Annotated in this window: 20 protein-coding genes; 11 read left to right on the forward strand and 9 right to left on the reverse strand. The window is 71.0% G+C overall.

Annotated features, from left to right (window positions below; all coding sequences use genetic code 11):
• Positions 1-34 precede the first annotated feature (34 nt).
• The 5 genes from I004_RS0101075 to I004_RS0101095 all read left to right on the forward strand — a co-directional run bounded on the left by I004_RS0101075 (position 35) and on the right by I004_RS0101095 (position 5,988).
• Positions 35-1,729 carry an ABC transporter ATP-binding protein gene (locus I004_RS0101075; protein ID WP_078510712.1) on the forward strand — a complete coding sequence of 565 codons (1,695 nt, stop codon included), beginning with the start codon at positions 35-37 and terminating at the stop codon, positions 1,727-1,729.
• Positions 1,726-2,838, forward strand: a complete 1,113-nt coding sequence (locus I004_RS0101080; RefSeq protein WP_028433985.1) for an ABC transporter permease — start codon at positions 1,726-1,728, stop codon at positions 2,836-2,838. Before I004_RS0101075 ends, I004_RS0101080 begins: the two co-directional genes overlap by 4 nt.
• Entirely contained in the window at positions 2,835-4,205 is a 1,371-nt protein-coding gene (locus I004_RS31390) for an ABC transporter permease (protein WP_486579632.1), read from the forward strand. The genes I004_RS0101080 and I004_RS31390 overlap by 4 nt, the downstream gene beginning before the upstream one ends.
• Positions 4,202-4,615, forward strand: coding sequence for a cytidine deaminase (locus I004_RS0101090; protein ID WP_028433986.1), 414 nt, complete (start codon positions 4,202-4,204; stop codon positions 4,613-4,615). The genes I004_RS31390 and I004_RS0101090 overlap by 4 nt, the downstream gene beginning before the upstream one ends.
• Before the next feature lie 92 nt (positions 4,616-4,707).
• Positions 4,708-5,988 carry a thymidine phosphorylase gene (locus I004_RS0101095; protein ID WP_028433987.1) on the forward strand — a complete coding sequence of 427 codons (1,281 nt, stop codon included), beginning with the start codon at positions 4,708-4,710 and terminating at the stop codon, positions 5,986-5,988.
• Between the two features lie 260 nt (positions 5,989-6,248).
• Here I004_RS0101095 and I004_RS0101105 read toward each other — a convergent pair whose 3' ends face one another.
• Positions 6,249-7,562, reverse strand: coding sequence for an MFS transporter (locus I004_RS0101105; RefSeq protein WP_028433988.1), 1,314 nt, complete (start codon positions 7,560-7,562; stop codon positions 6,249-6,251).
• 90 nt (positions 7,563-7,652) lie between these two features.
• Between I004_RS0101105 and I004_RS0101110 the strand changes: the two genes are divergently transcribed.
• From I004_RS0101110 to rox, 3 genes are all read left to right on the forward strand, one after another.
• Positions 7,653-8,594, forward strand: a complete 942-nt coding sequence (locus I004_RS0101110) for a LysR family transcriptional regulator (protein WP_028433989.1) — start codon at positions 7,653-7,655, stop codon at positions 8,592-8,594.
• Positions 8,595-8,622: 28 nt separating this feature from the next.
• The gene (locus I004_RS31395) at positions 8,623-9,504 is read left to right on the forward strand and encodes a class I SAM-dependent methyltransferase (RefSeq protein ID WP_037974526.1); all 882 of its coding nucleotides are present in this window, start codon (positions 8,623-8,625) and stop codon (positions 9,502-9,504) included.
• Positions 9,505-9,809: 305 nt separating this feature from the next.
• Complete coding sequence (gene rox, locus I004_RS0101120; RefSeq protein ID WP_028433990.1) at positions 9,810-11,315, forward strand: rifampin monooxygenase; 1,506 nt, start codon at positions 9,810-9,812, stop codon at positions 11,313-11,315.
• Positions 11,316-11,445: 130 nt separating this feature from the next.
• Here rox and I004_RS0101125 read toward each other — a convergent pair whose 3' ends face one another.
• Positions 11,446-12,240 carry a hypothetical protein gene (locus I004_RS0101125; RefSeq protein WP_028433991.1) on the reverse strand — a complete coding sequence of 265 codons (795 nt, stop codon included), beginning with the start codon at positions 12,238-12,240 and terminating at the stop codon, positions 11,446-11,448.
• A gap of 150 nt (positions 12,241-12,390) precedes the next feature.
• On the opposite strand from I004_RS0101125, the gene I004_RS0101130 reads away from it, so the two are divergent.
• Together I004_RS0101130 and I004_RS40030 are read left to right on the forward strand one after the other, a co-directional pair.
• Complete coding sequence (locus I004_RS0101130) at positions 12,391-13,512, forward strand: adenosine deaminase (RefSeq protein WP_028433992.1); 1,122 nt, start codon at positions 12,391-12,393, stop codon at positions 13,510-13,512.
• Positions 13,513-13,691: 179 nt separating this feature from the next.
• Positions 13,692-13,955, forward strand: a complete 264-nt coding sequence (locus I004_RS40030) for a hypothetical protein (protein WP_037974528.1) — start codon at positions 13,692-13,694, stop codon at positions 13,953-13,955.
• A gap of 90 nt (positions 13,956-14,045) precedes the next feature.
• Here I004_RS40030 and I004_RS0101140 read toward each other — a convergent pair whose 3' ends face one another.
• The 5 genes from I004_RS0101140 to afsQ1 form a co-directional block, all read right to left on the reverse strand.
• Complete coding sequence (locus I004_RS0101140; RefSeq protein WP_028433993.1) at positions 14,046-14,243, reverse strand: PspC domain-containing protein; 198 nt, start codon at positions 14,241-14,243, stop codon at positions 14,046-14,048.
• 80 nt (positions 14,244-14,323) lie between these two features.
• Positions 14,324-14,917 carry a VanZ family protein gene (locus tag I004_RS0101145; RefSeq protein WP_028433994.1) on the reverse strand — a complete coding sequence of 198 codons (594 nt, stop codon included), beginning with the start codon at positions 14,915-14,917 and terminating at the stop codon, positions 14,324-14,326.
• A 44-nt stretch (positions 14,918-14,961) separates the two neighbouring features.
• The gene (locus I004_RS31405) at positions 14,962-15,609 is read right to left on the reverse strand and encodes a hypothetical protein (protein WP_486579634.1); all 648 of its coding nucleotides are present in this window, start codon (positions 15,607-15,609) and stop codon (positions 14,962-14,964) included.
• Positions 15,606-17,321, reverse strand: coding sequence for an ATP-binding protein (locus tag I004_RS0101155; protein WP_486579635.1), 1,716 nt, complete (start codon positions 17,319-17,321; stop codon positions 15,606-15,608). The genes I004_RS31405 and I004_RS0101155 overlap by 4 nt, the downstream gene beginning before the upstream one ends.
• Complete coding sequence (gene afsQ1 / locus I004_RS0101160) at positions 17,318-17,995, reverse strand: two-component system response regulator AfsQ1 (RefSeq protein WP_078505381.1); 678 nt, start codon at positions 17,993-17,995, stop codon at positions 17,318-17,320. The genes I004_RS0101155 and afsQ1 overlap by 4 nt, the downstream gene beginning before the upstream one ends.
• A 237-nt stretch (positions 17,996-18,232) precedes the next feature.
• Between afsQ1 and I004_RS0101165 the strand changes: the two genes are divergently transcribed.
• Positions 18,233-19,000, forward strand: coding sequence for a SigE family RNA polymerase sigma factor (locus I004_RS0101165; RefSeq protein WP_028433997.1), 768 nt, complete (start codon positions 18,233-18,235; stop codon positions 18,998-19,000).
• Between the two features lie 285 nt (positions 19,001-19,285).
• Here the strand turns inward: I004_RS0101165 and I004_RS31410 are convergent, their stop codons facing one another.
• The gene (locus I004_RS31410) at positions 19,286-19,921 is read right to left on the reverse strand and encodes a hypothetical protein (protein ID WP_051344569.1); all 636 of its coding nucleotides are present in this window, start codon (positions 19,919-19,921) and stop codon (positions 19,286-19,288) included.
• A 205-nt stretch (positions 19,922-20,126) separates the two neighbouring features.
• Positions 20,127-20,987, reverse strand: a complete 861-nt coding sequence (locus I004_RS0101175; RefSeq protein ID WP_037974734.1) for an aldehyde dehydrogenase family protein — start codon at positions 20,985-20,987, stop codon at positions 20,127-20,129.
• Between the last annotated feature and the right edge of the window lie 152 nt (positions 20,988-21,139).

Here is a 21,139-nt window from a genome sequence, read left to right on the forward strand (position 1 = left end):
TCCCGCCCCTGCCGGTACGGGCTCGAACCCTCCACTGAACTGCAGCGTTTCAGGAGAGTGCGTCATCTCAACGTCCAGCAGCAGCCCCCCGGCGGCCGCAGACGCGGCGGGCACAGAGAACGGCCCGGCCTCCCGGCCTGCCGTCGAACTGCGCGGCATCACCAAGCGGTTCCCGGGCGTCGTGGCCAATCACGACATCGACTTCACCGTCCGCCGTGGCACAGTGCACGCCCTCGTCGGTGAGAACGGCGCGGGCAAGTCGACCCTGATGAAGATCCTCTACGGCATGCAGAAGCCGGACGAGGGCACCATCGCCGTCGACGGCGAACAGGTCTCGTTCGCCACCCCCGGCGACGCCATCGAGCGGGGAATCGGCATGGTGCACCAGCACTTCATGCTGGCCGACAACCTCACGGTGCTCGAGAACACCGTGCTGGGCGCCGAGGGCCTGCACGGGATCGGCGCCCGCGCCCGTCAGAAGATCAAGGAGCTGTCGGACGCGTACCGGCTGGGCATCCGCCCCGACGTGCTCGTCGAGGACCTGGGCGTCGCCGACCGGCAGCGCGTGGAGATCCTCAAGGTCCTCTACCGCGGCGCGCGGACGCTGATCCTCGACGAGCCCACGGCGGTGCTCGTCCCGCAGGAGGTCGACGCTCTCTTCGAGAACCTGCGGGAGCTGAAGGCCGAGGGCCTCACGGTGCTGTTCATCTCGCACAAGCTGGGGGAGGTGCTCTCCGTCGCCGACGACATCACCGTCGTCAGGCGCGGAACGACCGTCGCCTCCGTGAAGCCGCGGGAGACCACGCCGAAGCAGCTCGCCGAGCTGATGGTGGGCAGCGAACTGCCCTCGCCCGAGACCCGCGAGTCGACGGTGACGACCACGCCGATGCTGACGGTCGACGGGCTGCGGCTGTGCGCGAACGACGCCGACGGCCCGGTGCGTGAGGTGCTGGACGACATCACGTTCACCATCCACAAGGGCGAAGTCCTGGGCGTCGCGGGCGTGGAGGGCAACGGTCAGGCCGAACTCGTCGAAGCCGTCATGGGGATGCGCGCGCTCGACGCCGGCACCGTCACCCTCGACGGCAAGGACGTCACCGCGCGCTCCACGCGTGAGCGGCGCGAGGGCGGCATCGGCTACATCCCCGAGGACCGGCACCGGCACGGACTGCTCCTGGAAGGCACCCTCTGGGAGAACCGCATGCTCGGGCACGTCACCGAACCGCCCAACAGCAAGGGCCAGTTGCTCGACATCGCGGGCGCGAGGACGGACACCGCCCGCATCGTCGCCGACTACGACGTCCGCACGCCGGGCATCGAGGTCACCGCGGCCTCGCTCTCCGGCGGCAACCAGCAGAAGCTGATCGTCGGACGGGAGATGAGCCACCATCCCAGGCTGCTCATCGCCGCACACCCCACACGGGGCGTCGACGTCGGCGCCCAGGCGCAGATCTGGGACCAGATACGTGAGGCACGACGCGAGGGCCTGGCCGTGCTGCTGATCTCCGCCGACCTGGACGAGTTGATCGGGCTCTCCGACACGTTGCGGGTGATGTACCGCGGCCGCCTCGTCGCGGACGCCGACCCCGCCACCATCACCCCGGAGGAGTTGGGCTCCGCCATGACCGGCGCCGCCAGCGGCCACCTCGAAGGCACCGACGACGGGGACGTTCAGGACTCGGTGCAGGACGCCGTTCCGGGACAGCGGGACGGGGGTGCTGAGCGGTGAAGAAGCTCGACAAGGAGCGGCTGCTCCTGGCGCTCGCCGCCCCGCTGCTCGCGATCGTCGCGGCGCTCGTGATCACTTCCGGCGTCATCCTGACGACCGGCAAGGACCCGTTCCACGCGTTCTACGTGATGATCGACTTCGGCTCGAAGAGCGACAGCCAGGTCTGGATCATCAACAAGGCCATCCCGTACTACCTTTCAGCCGTGGCCGTCGCGATCGGCTTCCGGATGAACCTCTTCAACATCGGCGTCGACGGCCAGTACCGCATCGCGGCGTTCTTCGCCGCGGTCGTCGGCGGTGCGCTGACGCTTCCCGGAATCATCCAGATTCCGATCGTCATCATCGTCGCGATGGTGGTCGGCGGTATCTGGTCCAGCATCGCGGGGCTGTTGAAGATCACGCGGGGGATCCACGAGGTCGTCACGACGATCATGCTGAACTTCATCGCCGCCTCCACCATCGGCTTCTTCCTCCAGGACGGCCGGCTCGCGGTGAAGGACGGGAACCTCTTCCACACCCCGGACATCCCGGCCTCCAGCCAGTTCTTCACCATCCCGACCGACCCGGATCCGATCTACGGCACGGTCATCATCGCCGTACTCGTCGGCGCCGCCTACTGGTTCGTGCTCGGCCGCACGCGGTTCGGCTTCGACCTGCGCGCGGTGGGCCGTTCCGAATCGGCGGCCTCGGCGAGCGGCGTGAGCGTCAAGCGGATGGTGGTCACCTCGATGGTGCTCTCCGGCATCGTCGCGGGCCTGGTCGGTATGCCGACGCTGCTCAACGCCTCGTACAACTACGGCACCGACTTCCCCGCGGGCATCGGGTTCACCGGCATCGCCATCGCCCTGCTCGGCCGCAATCACCCGATGGGCATGGCGCTCGGCGCGCTGCTGTGGGGCTTCCTCGAACGGACGGGCACGCAGCTCGAGTTCGAGGAGTACGCCCAGGAGATCGTCGGCGTGATGCAGGGCGTCATCGTCCTGTGCGTCGTCATCGCCTACGAGGTCGTACGCCGCTACGGGCTCAGCAGGCAGCAACGTCAGGTCGGCGAGCAGCTGGCCGCTCAGGCCCGTAAGAGCGAGAAGAAGAAGGCGGAGGTGTCCGCGTGAGCACGAACATCACTGCCAAGACCGGCGGGAACGGCACCGGAACTCACGGTGAGAGCGGCGCGAACGGCAAGGGCAACGGCAACGGGAAGAAGCCCGGCGGCGGGAACGGCACCTCCGCCGCCCGCAGGCCGGACGGCGCACGCCGCAAGCTCTCGTATCCCGTCGTCCTGCTGATCATCGCTGGGGGGATCGTCGCCCTCTCGCTGCTGCGCATGATCACCGGCTCGGACCAGGTCACCTCCAGCGGCCAGTACTCCAGTGCGCTCGCCGCGGCCGTCCCCATCGGCCTCGCGGGGCTGGGCGGCCTGTGGTCGGAGCGTGCGGGCGTCATCAACATCGGCCTCGAAGGCATGATGATGCTCGGGACCTTCGCCGCCGGCTGGATCGGCTGGCAGCACGGGCCCTGGATGGCGGCACTGGCGGGGATCGCGGGCGGCGCGCTCGGCGGCCTGATCCACGCGATCGCCACCGTCACCTTCGGCGTCGACCACATCGTCTCCGGTGTCGCCGTGAACATCCTGGCGCTCGGCGTCGTGCAGTTCCTCGCCAAGCTGTGGTTCGGCGCGGAGGGCAGCGCCGCCGCCGACGCGGGCGGCAACGACAAGCAGTCACCGCCGATGGAGGACATGCCGACGTTCACGGTGCCGGGCCTCGCCGACGGCTTGCAGGCCGTCGAGAAGCACCACTGGTTCCTCGTCTCAGACCTCGCGGGCATCCTCGGCTCGTTCGTCAGCAACGTCTCCTGGCTGACGGTCCTCGCCGTCGCGCTCTTCGCGGGAAGCTTCTTCGCGCTGTGGCGCTCCCCGTTCGGGCTGCGGTTGCGCTCGTGCGGTGAGAGCCCCGTCGCCGCGGAGACCCTCGGCGTCAACGTCCTGAGGTACAAGTACGCGGCGGTCACCGTCTCCGGCGGGCTCGCCGGGCTCGGCGGTGCGTTCCTCGCGATCGGCGTGCACATCTACCAGGACCAGCAGACCGGCGGCCGCGGCTACATCGGCCTCGCCACCATGATCTTCGGCAACTGGCGTCCGGGCGGCGTCGCCATGGGCGCCGGCCTCTTCGGCTTCATGGACGCGCTCCAGCTGCGCGCCGGCGGCCCGACGGTTCACGCGCTGCTGCTTCTCGTCGCCGTGATGCTCGCGGCGCTCGCGCTGTGGAAGCTGCGCAAGGGCGGCATGGTGCAGGCCGCGATCAGTGGCGTGACCGCTGTGGGCCTGCTGGTGTGGTATCTGATGACGGACACCGTCCCCCTGGAGTTCGTCGAGATGAGCCCGTACATCACCACTCTTCTGGTGCTCTCGCTGGCCGCCCAGCGACTGCGTCCACCCAAGGCCATCGGCAAGTCCTACCGCCGGGGGCAAGGCACATGACGACCGCCCCGGTCGGCTCCGCGGATGTCGACTGGGCGGCGCTGCGGGAAACGGCCCGGGAGGCGATGACCCGGGCCTACGCCCCCTATTCGGGGTTCCCGGTCGGCGCGGCGGCTCTCGCCGACGATGGCCGCACCGTGTCCGGCTGCAACGTGGAGAACGCCGCCTTCGGCATGGCGCTGTGCGCCGAGTGCGGCCTGGTCTCCTCGCTGATCGCCTCGGGCGGCGGCCGGCTGACCGCGTTCACCTGCGTCGACAAGCACGGTGATCTGTTGATGCCGTGCGGACGCTGCCGTCAGCTGCTGTGGGAACACGGGGGCCCGGAGCTGCTGATGGAGACCGCGGGCGGCGTCCGCACACTGGCCGACCTGCTGCCGGATGCGTTCGGTCCGGCCGACCTGAAACGCTGACCGGGCGGGCCGCGCGCCCGCTCCGCGCCTTTTCCTCTCTGATTCCTCTCTGTCCGGTCCCTTTGTGTGAAGGAGACTTCCGCTCAATGTCCATGGACGTCATCTCCGTCATCCGTAAGAAGCGCGACCGGGGCACGCTCACCCCCGAGCAGATCGACTGGGTGATCGACGCCTACACGCGCGGCGAGGTCGCCGACGAGCAGATGGCGGCCCTGGCGATGGCGATCCTGCTCAACGGCATGTCGCGGCCCGAGATCGCGCGCTGGACCGGAGCGATGATCGAGTCCGGCGAGCGGATGGACTTCTCCGGTCTGCGGCGGCCCACCGCCGACAAGCACTCCACGGGCGGCGTCGGCGACAAGATCACGCTGCCGCTGGCCCCCCTGGTCGCGGCCTGTGGCGCGGCGGTGCCGCAGCTGTCGGGCCGCGGACTGGGCCACTCCGGCGGCACCCTCGACAAGCTGGAGTCGATCCCCGGCTGGCGTGCGTCGCTGAGCAACGAGCAGATGCTCAGCGTCCTGGAGGAGGCCGGCGCGGTCGTCTGCGCGGCCGGCGCGGGCCTGGCCCCCGCGGACAGGAAGCTGTACTCGCTGCGCGACGTCACCGGGACCGTGGAGTCGATCCCGCTGATCGCCAGCTCCATCATGAGCAAGAAGATCGCCGAGGGCACCGGTTCGCTGGTGCTCGATGTGAAGACCGGCTCCGGCGCCTTCATGAAGACGCTGGACGATGCGCGTGAACTGGCCTCCACCATGGTCGAGTTGGGCAACGACCACGGCCTGCGGACCCGGGCGCTGATCACCGACATGGACACCCCGCTGGGCGCCACCGTCGGCAACGCCCTCGAAGTGCGCGAATCCGTGGAGGTGCTGGCGGGCGGCGGCCCCGCCGACGTCGTCGAACTCACCCTCGCTCTGGCCCGCGAGATGCTCGCGGCCGCCGGACTGCCCGACGCCGACCCGGCCAAGGCGCTCGCCGACGGCAGCGCCATGGACCACTGGCGCCGCATGATCTCCGCGCAGGGAGGCGACCCGGACGCGACCCTCCCCTCGGCACGCGAGAAGCAGCCCGTCATGGTGCCGTCGTCCGGGATCCTCACCCGGCTCGACGCCTACGCCGTGGGCCTCGCCGCATGGCGTCTGGGTGCGGGCCGCGCCCGCAAGGAGGACCCCGTGCAGGCGGGTGCGGGCATCGAGCTCCACGCGAAGCCGGGCGACCCCGTCACGGCCGGCCGCCCGCTGATGACCATGCACTCGGACACCCCGGAGAAGTTCCAGTACGCCCTGGAGGCACTGGCGGGTTCGTACGACATCGCCCCGGAGGGCACCGAGTTCGCGGTCACGCCGATCGTGCTGGAGCGCGTGGGCGGGTGACTCCGGCGCGGAGCGCCGTGCCTCGGCCGGCCGCCGCCGTCCTGTGACGTCCCCATTCGGGTGATGGCGATCAGCAGCGCCCGCGCCGGTGCGTGCCGGCGTGCTGGAGTCGGGGCGCGCAGAGAGGGGAGCCGCCATGAGTGCACGCGCTGTCAGCCACGGTCCGGCCGGAGGCCGGGAGGACATCCACCTGCCCGCACCCTTCGAACTGACCCTGGACACAGTGGACTTCCCCCTCGACTGACTCCGAGCTCCGCGCGTCAGGACCGCGCTTCGAGGAGGCGGCGGCGGTGGACGGCGGCGGCGCTGCGCGTGCCGTAGTACGTGACGCCTCCCGCGAGGGCCATGGCGCCGAGCGTGAGCGCGACCGTCGCACCCCAGCCGCCCCCGGCGAACGCCGCGGCACCGAGCGCGCCGCCGAGCGAGCTGCCCGTGTAGTAGGCCATCTGGTAGAGCGCGGAGGCCTGCGCGCGCCCCTCCGTCGCGGTGTGGCTGACGGAGCCGGAGGCGACCGCGTGGCCGGCGAAGAAGCCCGCCGTAATCAGGACCAGCCCGGCGGTGAGCGCGACGAGGTTGTCCAGGAGGCTCAGCAGCAGCCCGGACGACGCCGTGACGATGCCCGCGTAGATCATTCCGCGCCGCCCCAGCCGGGCGTTGAGCTTGCCGGCCGTGGCGGAAGTCGCCGTACCCACGAGGTAGATGGCGAAGACGGAACCCACGAGCCCCTGCGAGAGCCCGAAGGGCTCGGCGACCAGCCGGTAGCCGATCACCGTGTAGACACCGCCGAAGACGACCATGAACAGCAGGCCGATCGCGTACAGCCTCACCAGCAGCGGATTACGCAGGTGCGCCGAGACGGTACGGGTCAGGGCCCGCGCGTTCAGCGGACTCGGGCGGAAGTGACGGGCGCGCGGCGCCAGCAGCCGGAAGGCCACCACGCACAGGAGCGAGGCGACGGCCACCGACGCCAGCCCGATGCGCCACCCCCATGCCTCGGTGACCCATCCGCTGAGGATGCGGCCGCTCATGCCGCCGACGCTGTTCCCGGCGACGAACAGCCCCGTCGCGCCGACCAGATACTTGCCGCGCACCTCGTCGGCGAGATAGGCCATCGCCGAGGCCGGCACGCCCGCGATCGCCACGCCCTGAAGGGTGCGCAGTGCGATCAGCGTCCCCAGATCGGGTGCGAGCGGCACCGCGAGAGCCAGCGCGACGGCCACCGACATCGACACGGTCAGCATGCGGCGCCGCCCGAAGCGTTCCGAGAGCGCCGCCAGCGGCAGCACCGCCAGCGCCAGGCCGATCGTCGCGCCCGAGACCGTCCAGCTCGCCGAGCCGGGGTCGGCGTCGAGGTCGCGGGACATCTCCGGGAGCAGCGCCTGCGTGGAGTACAGCAGCGCGAACGTCGCGAGCCCTGCGGCGAACAGCGCGAGGCGCATCCTTCCGTGGCCCGGGTCGCCGGGGCTCAGCTTGGTGGCGTCGTCGTCGTGACGGGACACGGGGGTGGTGGAGTCGGGAGGACTGGCATCGGTGGCGCCCGCGGTGGCGGGCGCCTCGGTATCGGCGGAGGGCATGCTTCGACGCTACGATTCACCCATTGATGCGTCCAATGCACAGAACTCTCGTAACTGTTCCTCTCATGCATCAGTACAGCTGAGGAAGGTATGTCACCGGCACGCAACGAGAAAGACATCCCTGTCACATCTGACTGGGGTGCGTCGCTCACCCCGCGCCTCGCGCAGTTCGCGGCTGTGGCCCGCCACGAGCACGTGACGCGCGCCGCGAATGAACTCGGCGTTCCCCAGTCCACGCTGAGCCGTGCCATCACCCGCCTCGAGGACGATCTCGGCGTGGCCCTCTTCGCCCGGCGCGGCCGCACCGTCTCCCTCACGCCCGCCGGCCGCACCTTTCTCGCCTCCGCCGAGCGGGCCCTCGCCGCCGTCGAGCAGGCCGCCGAGTCCGTACGCGCGGACGCCGACCCCGGGAAAGGCAAGGTCGCCTTCGGATTCCTGCACACGCTGGGCTGGGAGACCGTCCCGGTCCTGATCCGTGCCTTCCGCGCCGACCATCCACGCGTCCGCTTCGCCCTCGTGCAGAACTACGGCGAGGCCATGCTGGAGCGGCTGCGGGCCGGGGATCTCGACCTGTGCCTCACCTCTCCCGTGCCCGACGCCCCCGACCTCGTCGCGCGTCGCCTCGCCGAACAGCGGCTGCGGCTCGTCGTACCCGATGACCACCGGCTCGCCTCCCGTCGCCGCGTCCGTCTCGCCGAGGCGTCCGACGAGCCCTTCGTGACGCTGGAGCGCGGCTACGGGATGCGCCGCATCCTCGAATCCCTCTGCGCGGAGGCCGGGTTCACGCCGCGGATCGCGTTCGAGGGCGAGGAGCCGGAGACGATCCGCGGGCTCGTCGCGGCCGGACTCGGCGTCGCCCTGCTGCCCCCGCCGCCCGTGCCGCGCCCCGGCGTGCGCGAGCTCGCCGTCACCGCGCCGCGCGCGGTGCGCGAGATCGGCGTCGCCTGGCTCGCGGGCCGGCCCGACACGCCGCCCGTCGCCGCGTTCAAGAGCTTTCTGCTCAGCCGACGCGACAGGCTGCTCGCGGGGTGAGGATTCCCGTACGGACGAGGAGGACCACGTGCACACACATGCCGGTCACGAGCACGACGACATCGACTGGGACGCCATGGCCGACCAGCTCGAGAGAGAAGCCGAACTGCGCATCCCTTTCGTCGAGGAGGCTCTCGCGTGGCTGCGCGGCCTGCTCCTCGAGGGCGGCTGCGGGCCCGACACGGCCGACCGGCTGCTGGACGTCGGCAGCGGCCCCGGGGTCTTCACGGCGCTGCTGGCAAGGACGTTCCCGCAGGCCGAAGTCGTCGCGGTCGACGGCGAACCGAGCCTCCTGGAGCGTGCCCGTGACCGCGCGGCACGCGAGGACGTCGCCGGGAACGTGACCACGCAGGATGCCCAACTCCCCGACGAATTCGGGACGCTGGGCGACGCGGACCTCATCTGGACGAGCAACGTCATCCACCACATGGGCGACCAGCAGGCAGCGCTGGACGCGCTCGCCGGATCGGTGCGGCCCGGCGGTCTGCTCGTCGTGGTCGAACGCGGCCTCTCGCCCCGTTTCCTGCCGCGCGACATCGGCATGGGCCGGCCCGGCCTTCTGGCCCGACTGGAGGCGGCGAACGAGGAGCGCTACACCGCCATGCGCGAGGCCCTGCCGGGCCATACCCCCTGCGTCGAGGACTGGCCCGCGATGCTGGCCCGCGCGGGCCTGGTCCCCGCCGGCACCCGCACATTCCTCACCGACCTCCCCGCACCACTGGAGGCCGGGGCCCGCGTCCACCTGTACGACAGGCTGCGGCGCTCCCGCGACACGCTGGGGGAGTGGCTCACTCCCGACGACACAAGCGTCCTGGACGCACTCCTCGACGACGAGGCGCCCACCGGCATCCTCCACCGCTCGGACGCCTTCTATCTGACGGCCACCACGGTCCACGCGGGGCGCCGCTGAGGCCGTTGCTCCGGCGGCCGGGACGGGACCCCGTCGGGGGTCTCGACTTCACAGTCCACAGGCCCAGCTGGGGCTTCGGCGGGAGCAACGGGCGTCCGCCCGGCGACGAACGAAAGGCAAGGAGAGCGCCTCTCCCTGCCTCTCTCAACGTATAGCGCGTGGGGGGCCTTGCCGCAAGGCCGGGGTCGTGCCGCAGAATGTCTCGGCCGAGGCCGGAACCTGTGGAAATCAGAGATTCGCGAAGTACATGAGGTTTTGTCGACGGGGCGGCCGGCCCGGCTTCGAGCTCGTTGAATGGGGGATCGATGATCGACGTGATCGTGGTCGGCGGCGGACCCACCGGCCTGATGATGGCCGGTGAGTTGCGGCTGCACGGCCTGGGGGTGCTCGTGCTGGAGAAGGAGGCCGAGCCGGTCAAGTACGTCCGCTCGCTCGGCCTCCACGTGCGCAGCATCGAGGTGATGGACCAGCGCGGTCTGCTGGAGCGGTTCCTCGCCGAGGGCAGGAAGCATCCGGTCGGCGGCTTCTTCGCCGCCATCAGCAAGCCGTCACCCGGAGGGCTGGACACCGCGCACGGGTATGTCCTCGGCGTCCCGCAGCCCGTCACCGAACGCCTCCTGACCGAGCGGGCCGTGGAGCTCGGCGCGGAGATCCGGCGCGGCTGCGAAGTGACCGGGCTGAGCCAGGACGAGGACGGGGTGACCGCGGAGCTGGCGTCCCCCGGCACCGGGGGCCCGGCCGCCGACGGCGGGGCAGCCACGCGGCTGCGCTGCCGGTACCTCGTCGGCTGCGACGGCGGCCGCAGCACGGTGCGCAAGCTGCTCGGAGTCGGCTTCCCCGGTGAGCCCAGCAAGACCGAGACGCTGCTGGGCGAGATGGAGGTCGCCGAAGAGGCGGAGCGGGTGGCCGCCGTGGTGACCGAGATCCGCAAGACCCAGTTGCGGTTCGGTGTCGGGCCTTCCGGAAACGAGGGGACGTACCGCGTCGTCGTGCCCGCCGAGGGGATCGCCGAGGACCGCTCGGTGCCTCCCCCGCCGGCTACGCCCTCATTGGCGAGGGTGCCCCCAGTGGCCCTCGAGGAGTTCAAGAAGCAGCTGCGGGTGGTCGCCGGTACCGACTTCGGCGTGCACTCTCCGCGCTGGCTGTCCCGGTTCGGCGACGCCACCCGGCTCGCGGAGCGCTACCGCGTCGACCGGGTCCTGCTGGCCGGGGACGCGGCGCACGTCCACCCGCCGGTCGGCGGGCAGGGCCTCAACCTCGGCATCCAGGACGCGTTCAACCTCGGATGGAAGCTGGCTGCCGAGGTGCGCGGCTGGGCACCGGAGGGACTGCTGGACAGCTACCACGCCGAACGGCACCCTGTGGCCGCCGATGTGCTGGACAACACCCGCGCACAGACCGTGCTGATGACCCCCGAGCCGGGCCCCTGGGCCGTGCGCAAGCTGGTGTCGGAGCTGATGGACTTCGACGAGGTGAACCGGTATCTGATCGAGAAGATCACCGCGATCGGGGTCCGCTACGACTTCGGCGAGGGGCACGAACTGCTCGGCAGCCGGATGCGAGACGTGCAGCTGAAGGGGGGCCGCCTCTACGAGTTGATGCACGGTGGCCGCGGACTGCTGCTCGACCGGACCGGTGCCCTTTCGGTCGCCGGGTGGGACGCCCGGATCGATCACGTGGTCGACGGCAGCGAGGAACTGGACGTGCCCGCCGTCCTGTTGCGGCCGGACGGCCATGTGGCCTGGGCCGGTGAGGACCAGGCAGACCTGCTCGGAACGCTGCCGAGGTGGTTCGGGGCGCCCGCCGCCTGAACGCGGGGGTCGCGGCCCGAAGGGGTGGTCGTGATGGGGGATGCGCGACACGACGGCCCGCATGCGGAGGAGCACTCGGTGGCAGGCCGAGGGGAGACCGTCCGGGCACCCGGCCCGCGAAGGGGCGACCCTAGCGGCGCAGGCTCTGCCCGAAACCCGTCGCCAGCGGCATTCGCAGGCCCAGCGGCGGCGGAGCAGCCATGGCGTCGACGACGGGACGCGCGAAGTCCCGGCCGCACACCGTGCCGAGTACGAAGTTCTCCGCCAGCGCGACGACCTCCGCGTTGTGCTGGTGGAGGCGGTGCCCGTCCGTGTGGACCTCGAACCTGCACACCTCGGCGTTCGCCTTCTTCGCGCGCTCCGCCAGTCGGTAGGAGAGTTCCGGGTCGGTGTGCTCGTCGTCGGTGCCGTGCACGAACAGCACCTGGCGTCCGATGAGTTGCCTCACAGGCTCCTGCGGCTCCGGAGCTCCCGCGCCGCCGGCCGAGGGTTCCGGGAGCCATGTCGAGAGCGCCAGTACCGACGTGACCATGGGATGCCCTGCCGCGCGCAGTGCCGCGCGTGCGCCGACATCGATGCCGACCAGGCACACCGGCACATCGCCGTACCGCCTGACCACCTCGGCAACCGCCCACTCCGCGTCGCCGGCGGGGTGTGCCTCCTCGCCGTTCCAGCCGCGGTACCGGTAGTGGACGACGTGAGCCACCAGCGACGTCTCAGGCTCGCCGTGCTGCGCCCCGCGCACCAGCCGCCGCGCGAGCGGCCGTACCGCTGCCGCCGCGACGGCCGAGCGCCGCCGCGCACTGTGGTCCATGCCCCCGCCCGGCAGCAGCAGGACCACCGCGTGCGGTGCTGCCCCGGACGCGTCCGCGCCCATCGCCCGCCCCAGTCGGGCCTCCCGCTCGGGCAAAGCTTGCTGAGCCATGAGGAAGACGATGGCAGAAGCGGGAGTGCACGTCGGGTGTCGCGGGATCACCATTGCGTATCGAAGCGGGCGGCTCCGTCCAACGACCGGTGGCGAAAGGGGAGTTGTGGTGCAGATGCCATCTACGCGCGTAGGAGCTAGAGTACATGGATGACGAGCCAGACCCTCAACACCATTCCCAACCTCCAGCAGATCCGCCGTGCTCCGAAGGCGCTGCTGCACGACCACCTCGACGGTGGCCTGCGGCCCGCGACCATCGTCGAGCTGGCCTCCGAGTCGGGGTACGACGCGCTCCCCGAGACCGATGCCGACCGGCTGGAGAGCTGGTTCCGCGCGTCCGCCGACTCCGGTTCCCTTGAGCGCTACCTGGAGACGTTCTCCCACACCGTGGGCGTCATGCAGACCCGGGAGGCGCTGACCCGGGTCGCCGCGGAGTGTGCGGAGGATCTCGCCGCCGACGGCGTGGTCTACGCGGAGATCCGCTTCGCGCCGGAGCAGCACCTGGAGAAGGGCCTCACGCTCGAACAGGTCGTGGAGGCCGTCAACGAGGGCTTCCGCGAGGGCGAGCAGCGGGCGCGGGCCGACGGCAACCGCATCCGGGTCGGCGCTCTGCTCACCGCGATGCGGCACGCGGCGCGCGCCCTGGAGATCGCCGAACTCGCCAACCGCTACCGCGAGTTGGGTGTCGTCGGCTTCGACATCGCCGGTGCCGAGGCGGGCCACCCGCCCACGCGGCACCTGGACGCCTTCGAGTACCTGAAGCGCGAGAACAACCACTTCACGATCCACGCCGGCGAGGCGTTCGGGCTGCCCTCCATCTGGCAGGCGCTGCAGTGGTGCGGCGCTGACCGGCTGGGGCACGGTGTGCGCATCATCGACGACATCCAGGAGGACGACGGCGGTTCGGTGAAGCTGGGCCGTCTCGCCTCGTATGTACGGGACAAGCGCATCCCGCTCGAGCTCTGCCCCACCTCCAACCTCCAGACGGGGGCGGCACCTTCGTACGAGGAGCACCCCATCGGGCTGCTGCGGCGGCTGCACTTCCGCGCCACGGTCAACACGGACAACAGGCTCATGAGCGGCACGAGCATGAGTCAGGAGTTCGAGCACCTGGTGAGGACGTTCCACTACACGCTCGACGACATGCAGTGGTTCACGGTCAATGCGATGAAGTCGTCGTTCATTCCTTTCGATGAACGTCTCGCGATGATCAACGAGGTGATCAAGCCCGGCTACGCCGAGCTGAAGTCGGAGTGGCTCTTCCGCGAGTGAGCCATGGCAAGGCTGTGACCTGCACTCGCGCCGTCGTGGCGATGGCGGTCCGGCGGCGCGGGCGGGCCGGTCACGACGCCTGACGGGGCATCTGCGCAGGTTCTGGCATGTTTGCCGCGCCGATGCCCGCATCGCTACGTTTCGCCGGACTGCTCCACACACGACAGGACGTAGCCACGATGCATCAGGTAGCCAGGAAGATCCTCGGAGTCGCCGTGCTCGGCGCCGCTTTCGCCTCGGCCGGCGCGGGGGTCGCCTCCGCCGACACCCTCGGTTCCGTGACGAAGAGCCCCGCCGCCAAGGCGGTGCACGGGGACGACACCGCGGCGGCGGTCAAGGGCGCCGTGAACCGTGCGGACAAGAACGTGCTGCAGAAGAACGGCAGGACGATCGGCGTCAACGGCCCGGTCAGCGAGTCGCTGGGCGGGGCCCCGCGTATCTGAGGGTCTCCGTACCCAGGAACACGCAGCGGGCCGCACATCGCTTCGATGTGCGGCCCGTCTTCGTATCCGGCCCCCGGGGAGCCCGCCGACTCACCAGGCCGCGCGCTCCTCCTCGTTCGGCAGCAGGATCCACAGCGCCAGGTAGATCAGGAACTGCGGTCCCGGCAGGATGCAGGAGACCACGAATATCAGGCGCATGGTGTTGGGCTTCATCCCGAAGCGGCGGGCCAGTCCGGCACACACACCGCCGATCATCCGGCCTTCGCGCGGGCGGGTAAGTGCTGGCATGACGCGACTCCTTCACTCCGTCTGGTTGCTCGGTATCCGCGGTTTCCACGTTATGGAGCGTCCACACTCGTGACGTCGGTCTACGGAGCGATCCCGACCCTGGCCGCTCTCGGGGGCGCGCTCCCGCCGGCCTCGTCCCGCAGGGGGAGCGCATCGGGTGCGCCCGTACCGTGGACGGATTCGCCCCATGGGGGCACGTCACCGGATCTGCGCCGCAGCCACGCCCGTACCAGCGGAAAGACCAGCAGGCAGGCCAGGGCCACTCCCGCGGTGTTCAGCAGCACCGAGTCGACGTCGACCGAGTGCCCGGGAACACCGGACTGCAACAGCAGTATCGCCGAGGAGATGAGCGCCCCCGCGGAGACCGTACGGGCGCAGGTCGCGGCCAGCGGACGCTCCGCGCGCCCCGACGCCAGCGGCAGGAGCACGCCCAGCGGAGCCAGCAGCGCCAGATCACGTGCCAGGCCGCGCAGCGCGTCGAGCGAGCCCTCGGCGAGGTCGGTGCGGATCGTGGCGAGGGGCTGGAGATTCGCAGGTGCGACCCACGGCACAGGGAGCGGACGCAGCGCCAGCCATCCGACGACGGTCAGATACGCGATCAGCAGGACGAGACCTGCGACGCGGATTCGGGAAGCGGGAGCGGCGGTACCTCCGCCACGGCCATGACGCTGCACACCACCAAGGACGCCGCGCTCCTGCGGCTGGTTCCGGGACGTGGTCACAGTGGTGTACCGGCCGTCGCGGCGGCTTCCGGGTGAGTGCGCAGGGCGGTGTCGCAGGCGAAGCTGCGCACCGGCTCCTCCGGCCCGCCGTCCGTGGCACGGCCGCCGAGTATCACGGAACGGTCCGTGCCGGCGGCGGCCGTGTCCGCGTACGTGCAGACGATCTGCGCGAGCGCGAACGACGGCAGGTCCTTCAGCGGCCTGCTCAGCCGCAGCGTCGCGGGCGGATCGCCCTCGCGCGGCCCGGAGACCTTAAGGTCGCCCGGCACGGCGGTTTTGAAGCCGGCGGCCTCCTCCTCGGAGTCCGGCTGGGCCCGCAGTGCGTCCAGCAGCCCGCGGGCGACGGGCAGCCGCTCCGAGTCATCGCCGTCGGGCAGGGCCACACGCCGTTCGACGGGAGAGACCCGTGAACCGCACGCGAGATACACCCGCACCGGCAGATTCCCGCCGTCGTCCTCGTCGGCCGTCTCCCGGGAGCCGGGCAGGACGCAGCCCACACGGGAGGGTGCCGCGCCGGCGTCGACGGGCACGGACGTGGAGCGGATGCCGCAGCCGGAGGCCAGCGCGCCGAGCAGTGCCAGGCCGGTGAACGCGGTCCGCAGCCGGCGCAGGGCCGCGCCGCGGTGCCATGGCGTACTGCTCAACGGTCTCCCCCCTTCCCGCTGTCCTGCCCGTCGTCCCCGTCGCGGTCCGGGCCGCGCCGACCGCAGTCCGGCCGGCGCTCCTGCCCGTCGTCCCCGTCCTGGCCCGGCTCGTCCTCGTACGACTCGCGGGGCAGGCGGAGGGTGAAGACGGCGCCGCCGTGCTCCGTGTCGTTGCGCACGGAGATGGAGCCGCCGTGGATGTGCGCGTTCTCCTGCGCGATCGACAGCCCGAGTCCGCTGCCCTCGGACCGTGGACGGGAAGCGCTGGCCTTGAAGAAGCGGTCGAAGACGTGCGGCAGCATCTCCTCCGGGATGCCGGGACCGCGGTCCGCCACCTCGATCACCAGCTCACCGGCGCGCGCGGCCGTCTCCTCGGTCCGCACCGAGATGCGCACGGGTGCGCCGCCGTGCTTGAGCGCGTTGCCGATCAGGTTCGCCAGGATGACGTCGAGCCGGCGGGGGTCGAGCCGCGCCATCAGGCCCCGGTCGGCGTGGAGTTCGACGGCGTCCAGCCATGCGCGGGCGTCGATGCAGGCGGTCACCTGGTCGGCCACGTCCACGTCGTCGAGGACCAGCTTCGCCGTCCCCGCGTCGAAGCGTGTGACCTCCATCAGGTTCTCCACCAGGTCGTTCAGGCGGCGGGTCTCGCTGACCACCAGCTGCACCGCGGGCGCGATCATCGGATCGAGGTTGTCCTGCTCCTCCTCCAGAACCTCGGTGACCGCAGAGATCGCCGTCATGGGCGTGCGCAGCTCGTGCGACATGTCGGCGACGAAGCGCCGCGAGGACTCCTCCCGCGCGCTCAGGTCGGCGACCCGGTGCTCCAGCGACTCCGCGGTCTGGTTGAACGTCCGCGACAGCTCGGCCAGTTCGTCCGTGCCGGAGACCTTCAGCCGGGTGTTGAGCTTTCCCTCGCCGAGTCGCCGCGCGGCGTCGCCGAGCCGTCGTACGGGACGCAGCACCGTCGTCGCCGCGGCCTGGGCGATGAGCATCGCGCCGACCAGCGCCAGGCCGGTGGCGATGCCCAACGACCAGGCCAGCGAGTTGAGATCGTCCCGTTCCGGGGCCAGCGACTTGCGCATGTAGCCGGACGGTGTCGGCCCCTCGCCGATCATCTTGGCGCCGCCGACGAGGAAGGGCTCGTTGCCGCCCTCCTCGGATGTCCGCTGCCAGTACAGGTGGTACGGGTAGGAGTTGCCGCTGTCGACGGGGCGGCGCTTCGCGACGGCCGTGCGCAGCCGGGGCGGTACGTCCCCCATGGTGAAGGCGCCCGGGTCGGAGGCGACGGCGCAGCGGGAGCCGTCGGCGACCTCACCGGTGAGCAGCACCTCGTAGTTCTGCGTCGTACCGCTCATTTTCTCGGCGGCGTCGCGCAGTTGGCGGCAGTCGTAGCGACGCGGCAGGCTTCCGGCGTTGTCCTCCATGGACTTGCGGAAGTCGTTGAGCGCGGCGTTCTGGGTGCGTGTGAGGACGGCGTCCCTGTTGAGCCAGTACGCGATCCCCGAAGCGGAGACCGCGGCGGTCAGCGCCACCAACGCGAAGACGACGACGAGCCTGAGCCGCAGGGTCGGCAGCATCCCGGCGAACCAGCCGCGCACCCGGTCATCGGGCGGGGGGTCGCCGTGCGCCCGGTCCTGCTGTGTCCTGTCCTCCTGCCCCCGGCTCCCGGGGTCTCTGCCCCGCTCCGGCGTCGGCTGCGCCGGGGCGGTCACTGCGGGGCGTCCAGCCTGTATCCGACGCCGCGGACGGTCCGGATGAGCGTCGGCGACGACGGCACGTCCTCGACCTTGGCGCGAAGCCGCTGCACGCACGCGTCGACGAGGCGTGAATCGCCGAGGTAGTCGTGCTCCCAGACCAGCCTCAGCAGTTGCTGCCGGGACAGGGCCTGCCCCGGCCTCCTGCTCAGTTCCAGCAGCAACCTCAGCTCCGTGGGCGTCAGTTGGAGGTCCTCGCCGCTCTTCGTCACGGTCATCGCGGAGCGGTCGATGACCAGACTGCCGAACGTGGCCGCGTCGTTGGACTCGCGCTCCCCGCGCCGCATCACGGCCCGGATGCGCGCGTCCAGCACCCTGCCCTGCACCGGCTTGACGACATAGTCGTCCGCGCCGGACTCCAGACCCACGACCACGTCGATGTCGTCGCTCCTGGCCGTCAGCAGGATGATGGGCAACTGGTCGGTGCGCCGGATACGGCGGCACACCTCGAATCCGTCGATTCCCGGCAGCATCACGTCCAGCACGATCAGGTCCGGCCGCTGTTCACGCAGCAGTTTGAGGCCGTCCTCACCGGAGGCGGCGGTCACCACTCGGTGACCCTGCCGGGTCAGGCCCATCTCAAGGGCCGTACGGACAGCGTCATCGTCCTCGATCAGCAACAGGAAAGGCACGCCGGCCATTCTGTCCCATGCCCCCCTTTCACTTCGACACTACGGTCCTGCTCCCTGCCCGCCACGGCACACCGTCGGCGCTCCGTTCAGGGCGGGAGACCGCAGCTCAGGCGGCAGGACACGGCCACTCATGTCCTTGTGACACCGCTGTGACAGTCGGGGGACCTGGCGATGAAATCGGCCGTGCAATGTGTACGTCATCAGCGAGCGACCAGGTTTGCCCGAGGGGGGCGCAAGATGAACACACTGCAGAAGGACAACGTCAGCGCAGTCATTCACACGCGCCTGCACACCCCGCCGGTTCCGGGAAACCCGACGAACAAGGTCGCCGAGAAGTCCGGGACGTTCGGACGTGGGTGCGTCCGTTCTGCCGGGCGTGCACGGCCGCCGCACATCACTGCGGTGGAGGGCCTTCGAGGGGAGGCCCGCAGCACGGGGGACGGTGAGTACAGGGAGGAGCCGGGAGCACGGCAGGAGGCCGCGTCGGAGGCGGAGTTCACCGCCTACGTGCGCGAGCGCCGCGCCTCCCTGTACGCCACCGCCTACCACCTCACGGGCGACCGCTTCGAGGCGGAGGACCTGCTGCAGAGCGCGCTCTTCTCCACGTACCGCGCGTGGCACCGCATCAGCGACAAGGCGGCGCTCGGCGGCTACCTGCGCCGCACCATGACGAACCTGCACATCAGCGCGTGGCGCCGTCGCAAGCTGAACGAGTACCCGACCGAGGAACTGCCGGAGACCGCCGGCGACCAGGACGCGATGCGCGGCACCGAACTGCGCACCGTGCTCTGGCAGGCGCTCGCCCGGCTCCCCGAACTGCAGCGCACCATGCTGGTGTTGCGCTACTACGAGGGACGTACAGACCCGGAGATCGCGGACATACTGGGCATCAGCGTCGGCACGGTGAAGAGCAGCATCTGGCGTTCTCTGCGCCGCCTGCGCGACGACGAAGTGCTCAGCTTCGGCAGGGACCAGGAAGAGTCGTTCGGCGAACTGGTCGCCTGACCGCAAGGACCCGAGGGGGGCGAGAGCCGGGGGATGGGCCCTCGCCGCAGCCTCGGAAGAGGGGCTGGGGAGCCCCGAGGGGGGTGCACCGGGGGAACAGAGGGGAAAACGGGGAACCCGTCCGGGGGGACGGGACGAGAGAGCGGGTACGGACAACCGGGGGGTCTGTCCGAACCCGCTCTCTCCCTTTCTGCCCCTCCATGTGCCGTCTTGCGCGGGCTTGTTACGTCGTGACCGGTTCGACGGGGCGTCCCGTGCACGGCCCGACCGGCCGCACCCGCGGTCTCACATCCGGGTCCGGGTGGGACGCGCCTCCCGGAGCTTCCTGATCCGCTCGGCGGCCTCGTCCCTCGCGCACGGATACGCGCCCAGTTCACGGTGCCGCGCCACGATTCCGCCCTCGTCCCGCAGCAGCCGCCAGCCGCGGCGCACCAGGAACAGCGCCGATTTGCGGCCCTCCCGCAGGTCCCGGAGCAGCCGCCGCCGGAACGTCGTCGACGGGCGTCCGCGCAGACAGATCGCGTCGGCGAGCAGGCCCAGTTCGCGGCAGCGGCCCACGATGTCCGCGGCGAAGATTCCCTCGGCGATGAAGAGCCGCGCACCGTCGAGCGTGAGCGTCTCCTTGCCCACGCGGGCGCTCGAGGCGATGTCGTACAGGGGCACGGTCGTGCGCCCCGTCGCGCACAGGTCGCACACGGCGGCGACGGCTGCGTCGGCGTCCCAGGAGGAGGGCGAGTCCCAGTCCACGCCTATCCCGTGCGGGAGTTGGGGCAGCGTCGGGTCGCCGGCCTCCTTGTAGAAGTCGTCGAGACGCATGACGGGCAGCCCGCTGCGCGCGGAGAGACGGGACTTCCCGGAGCCGGAGGGCCCGGTGAGCAGAATGACGCGGGGCGAGCGCGATATGTCACGGGGGTCGGTCACGAGAGACCATTGTCGGCCATCCCGCCTGCCGGGTGACAGCCCGGGACGGACACGGTTTCGGGGCGGGCCGCCGCGGCACGGCAGAACGGGCCTTCAGCCCCCCGCCGCCCAGGTGCACGTTCACGCGGGGCTTGCCTCTCCCGGATCCGGACCGGCAGAGAGACAAGCCCCGGCTCGCGGCGATCAAAGCCGCGTCGCGACGCCGTCACACCCCGATCGGGTGCCAGACCGTCTTCGTCTCCAGGAAGGCGAGCAGCCGGGAGATGCCGGGATCGGCGGACCAGTCGGCGCCATCGGTGCCTGCCTCCTCCGGGCGGAGCACCCGCTTCAGGTTCTCCGCGGCCGTCGTCTCCAGCTCCTTCGCCAGCTCGGCGTCCCCTGCGGCGCCCGCCAGGTCCAGTGCGTTGACGTCCTGGTGGGCGGCGAGGGTTGCCGCGACCTCGCGTGTGCGGCCGGAGAGGACGTTGACCACGCCGCCCGGAACGTCCGAGGTGGCCAGTACCTCCGAGAGGGACAGCGCGGGCAGCGGCGCCTTCTCCGACGGCACCACGACGGCCGTGTTGCCCGTGACGATGACCGGCGCGAGCACCGAGGCCAGGCCCAGGAAGGAGGACTCCTGCGGGGCCAGCACGGCGACGACACCGGTCGGTTCGGGCGTCGAGAGGTTGAAGAAGGGCCCGGCGACGGGATTGGCGCCGCCCGCGACCTGGGTGATCTTGTCGGACCAGCCCGCGTACCAGACCCAGCGGTCGACGGCCGCGTCGACCTGTGCGGCGGCGGCCGCTCCCGACAGCCCTTCTGCCGCGGCGACTTCGGCCGCGAACTGCTCGCGGCGGCCCTCCAGCATCTCGGCGACGCGGTACAGGATCTGGCCCCGGTTGTAGGCCGTCGCTCCCGACCAGCCGCCGAATGCCTTCCGTGCGGCCGCGACGGCGTCGCGCGCGTCCTTGCGTGACGACTGCGGCGCGTTGGCCAGCCAGTTGCCCTCGGAGTCGGTCACCTCGTACACCCGTCCGCTCTCGCTGCGCGGGAACTTGCCGCCGACGAAGAGCTTGTAGGTCTTCATCACGTCGATCCGCGCCGGCCCGCGCACCGAAGTCCGCGCCGTTGCCGGAGCCTTGGCCGTACCGGCCGCCTTACCGGACTTGGCCGACTGGGCTGCCTTGGCCGGCTTGCCCGCCCGGGCCGCCTTGGACGGCCCGGCCTGCCCCGCCTGCT

The organism is Streptomyces sp. TAA486 (assembly GCF_000426165.1).